This is a genomic window from Dehalobacter sp. (assembly GCA_023667845.1).
In the GTDB taxonomy this organism is placed as follows: domain Bacteria; phylum Bacillota; class Desulfitobacteriia; order Desulfitobacteriales; family Syntrophobotulaceae; genus Dehalobacter.
In genome coordinates this window covers 1-2,312 of sequence record JAMPIU010000187.1, presented here as the reverse complement: position 1 = coordinate 2,312, position 2,312 = coordinate 1, and the positions used below count along the sequence as shown (strand labels likewise).

The window sequence follows — 2,312 nt, the reverse complement described above, 5'->3', positions numbered from 1 at the left end:
TCGCAAGATATGGTCTTATGGACTAATTTAAGGAGAAATGAGCAATGAAAATGATCCGTGCCATAGTACGTCCTGAATGGACTGAAGAAGTAGCTGACGGACTTGCAGAAGCCGGTTATTACTCCCTGACAAAAATAAACGTTTTCGGAAGAGGGAAGCAAAAAGGGATCACTGTTGGTGATATGCATTACGATGAGCTCGCAAAAACAATGATCATGATGGCTGTAGAAGATGAGGCTGTTGACGAGGTAATAAAAATAATTTCCGGAAAAGCATACACCGGCAACATGGGAGACGGAAAAATCTTTGTGAGTAAGGTTGAAGATGCATACACGATTAGCTCGGGCGCAAAAGGATTATGAATAATAATGCTGAAAGCCGGAAATTTTGAACACCTGGAGGGTTCCGTATGAAAGAAGTTACTGCGATTGTCAGACCTAACAAGATGTCGGCTACGAAAGATGCATTGGATAAAATCGGCTTTCCCGCAATGACGGCAATTCCAGTTTTAGGAAAAGGTAAGCAAAGAGGCATCTCGGGAGAGCTCAATTTTGGAATACAACCAAAGCTGCTTGCGAAAAGGTACAGTACCGGTATGAAATACATACCCAAAAGACTTCTGAGCGTAGTTGTGAGTGACGAAGATGTGGATTTGGTGGTTAAAACCATTATTGAAGTTAATCAGACTGCCCAGATTGGTGACGGAAGGATTTTTGTCGAGTCCATTGATGAGGTTATTCGGATCAGGACTGGGGAAAAAGGAGAACTAGCTTTAAAATAAGCAGATACGAGGCCTGTAAAATGCCGTTAAAACTATTCTGTTGCGATGAATGCATACCGGAGCGCAAAAACCATGTTTATATAAAAGAAGAAGGGGAAGACACGACTCAGTTTCTCCCACTCTCAAATATAGAAACAATACCAGGATCATTATCAGAAAGAGGTTGCAGCTATTGTGGAGCAAAACTCGTCATTGGTGGAGTAATTAAAGATTGTATTCAAATGATACATGGGCCGGTAGGATGTGCGTATGATACCTGGCACACGAAAAGGTATCCCAGCGATAATGACAACTTTCAATTAAAATATATCTGGTCTTCAGACACAAAAGAAAAGCATATTGTTTTCGGCGCTGAAAAGCAGCTCAAAAAAACGATCAAGGAAGCTTTCAAAGAATTTCCAGAAATCAAGAGAATGTTTGTCTACACGACCTGTACAACCGCACTGATAGGGGACAACCCCAAAGCAGTATGTCGTGAGGTTGAGGAAGAACTTGGAGATGTCGATATATTCGTTGTCGAATGTCCAGGGTTCGCTGGTGTCAGCCAATCAAAAGGACATCATGAACTGAACATCGGCTGGATGAGAGATAAAGTCGGAACGCTTGAACCTGAAATTACAAGCGAATATACAATTAACGTCATCGGTGACTACAATATTCAGGGAGACACCTACGTACTTCAAAAGTATCTTGATAAAATGGGCATACAGGTCATTGCACACTTTACCGGAAACGTAACCTATGATCAATTGCGCTGCATGCATAGAGCAAAGCTGAATGTTGTCAACTGCGCTCGTTCTGCCGGTTATATAGCCAACGAACTTAAGAAAAAATATGATATTCCAAGAATGGATGTCGATACCTGGGGTTTTGAATACATCAAGGTAGCGCTGAGAAAGATAGGAGCTTTCTTTGGACTGGAGGATAAAGCTGAGGAAGTAATTGCAGAAGAGGTTGCAAAATACGAAGGGAAACTTAACTGGTATAAGGAGAGGCTCAAAGGAAAACAAATATGTATCTGGACTGGCGGACCGAGGCTGTGGCACTGGACAAAAGCTCTTGAAGACGATCTGGGAATGGAAGTTGTCGCCATGTCATCTAAATTCGGTCATCAGGAGGACTTTGAGAAGGTTATTGCCAGGGGACGGGTCGGGACGATCTATATTGACGATGGAAATGAACTTGAGTTTTTCGAAGTACTGGAGAGTATCCATGCGGACCTGATTTTAACCGGACCCAGGGTTGGAGACCTGGTAAAAAAACTGCATATTCCATACATTAACGGACATGCATATCACAACGGCCCATACATGGGTTTTGAAGGCGCATTAAACATGGCGAGAGATATGTATAACGCGATTTATTCTCCGATGTGGAGTTTAGCTGGAAAAGATCCTAGAGTGGTGGATTCTCCGATGTGGAGTTTAGCTGGAAAAGATCCTAGTGTGGTGCAGGAGTTATGAAAGAAAAAATAGAGGAAATTACAGCTCTTATCCAGGAACAGTGTTTGTGGCAGTTCTTTTCAAGAAGT

General features: G+C 42.3%; 3 protein-coding genes. All 3 read left to right on the top strand.

Going from position 1 to position 2,312, the window contains the following annotated elements; genetic code table 11:
- Positions 1-44 precede the first annotated feature (44 nt).
- The 3 genes from NC238_15580 to vnfD are packed head-to-tail and all read left to right on the top strand — an operon-like array spanning position 45 to position 2,244.
- Positions 45-362, top strand: a complete 318-nt coding sequence (locus NC238_15580) for a P-II family nitrogen regulator (GenBank protein MCM1567326.1) — start codon at positions 45-47, stop codon at positions 360-362.
- A 47-nt stretch (positions 363-409) separates the two neighbouring features.
- A complete protein-coding gene (locus NC238_15575) occupies positions 410-781 on the top strand; it encodes a P-II family nitrogen regulator (GenBank protein ID MCM1567325.1) in 372 nt (123 codons plus the stop codon).
- 20 nt (positions 782-801) lie between these two features.
- Positions 802-2,244, top strand: coding sequence for a nitrogenase vanadium-iron protein, alpha chain (gene vnfD, locus NC238_15570; protein ID MCM1567324.1), 1,443 nt, complete (start codon positions 802-804; stop codon positions 2,242-2,244).
- Positions 2,245-2,312 lie beyond the last annotated feature (68 nt).

What these genes read in the sequence shown, in the direction of transcription:
- NC238_15580 (MCM1567326.1), top strand. Translation starts at nt 45, where the DNA reads ATGAAAATGATCCGTGCCATAGTACGTCCTGAATGGACTGAAGAAGTA.
- NC238_15575 (MCM1567325.1), top strand. Translation starts at nt 410, where the DNA reads ATGAAAGAAGTTACTGCGATTGTCAGACCTAACAAGATGTCGGCTACG.
- vnfD (MCM1567324.1), top strand. Translation starts at nt 802, where the DNA reads ATGCCGTTAAAACTATTCTGTTGCGATGAATGCATACCGGAGCGCAAA.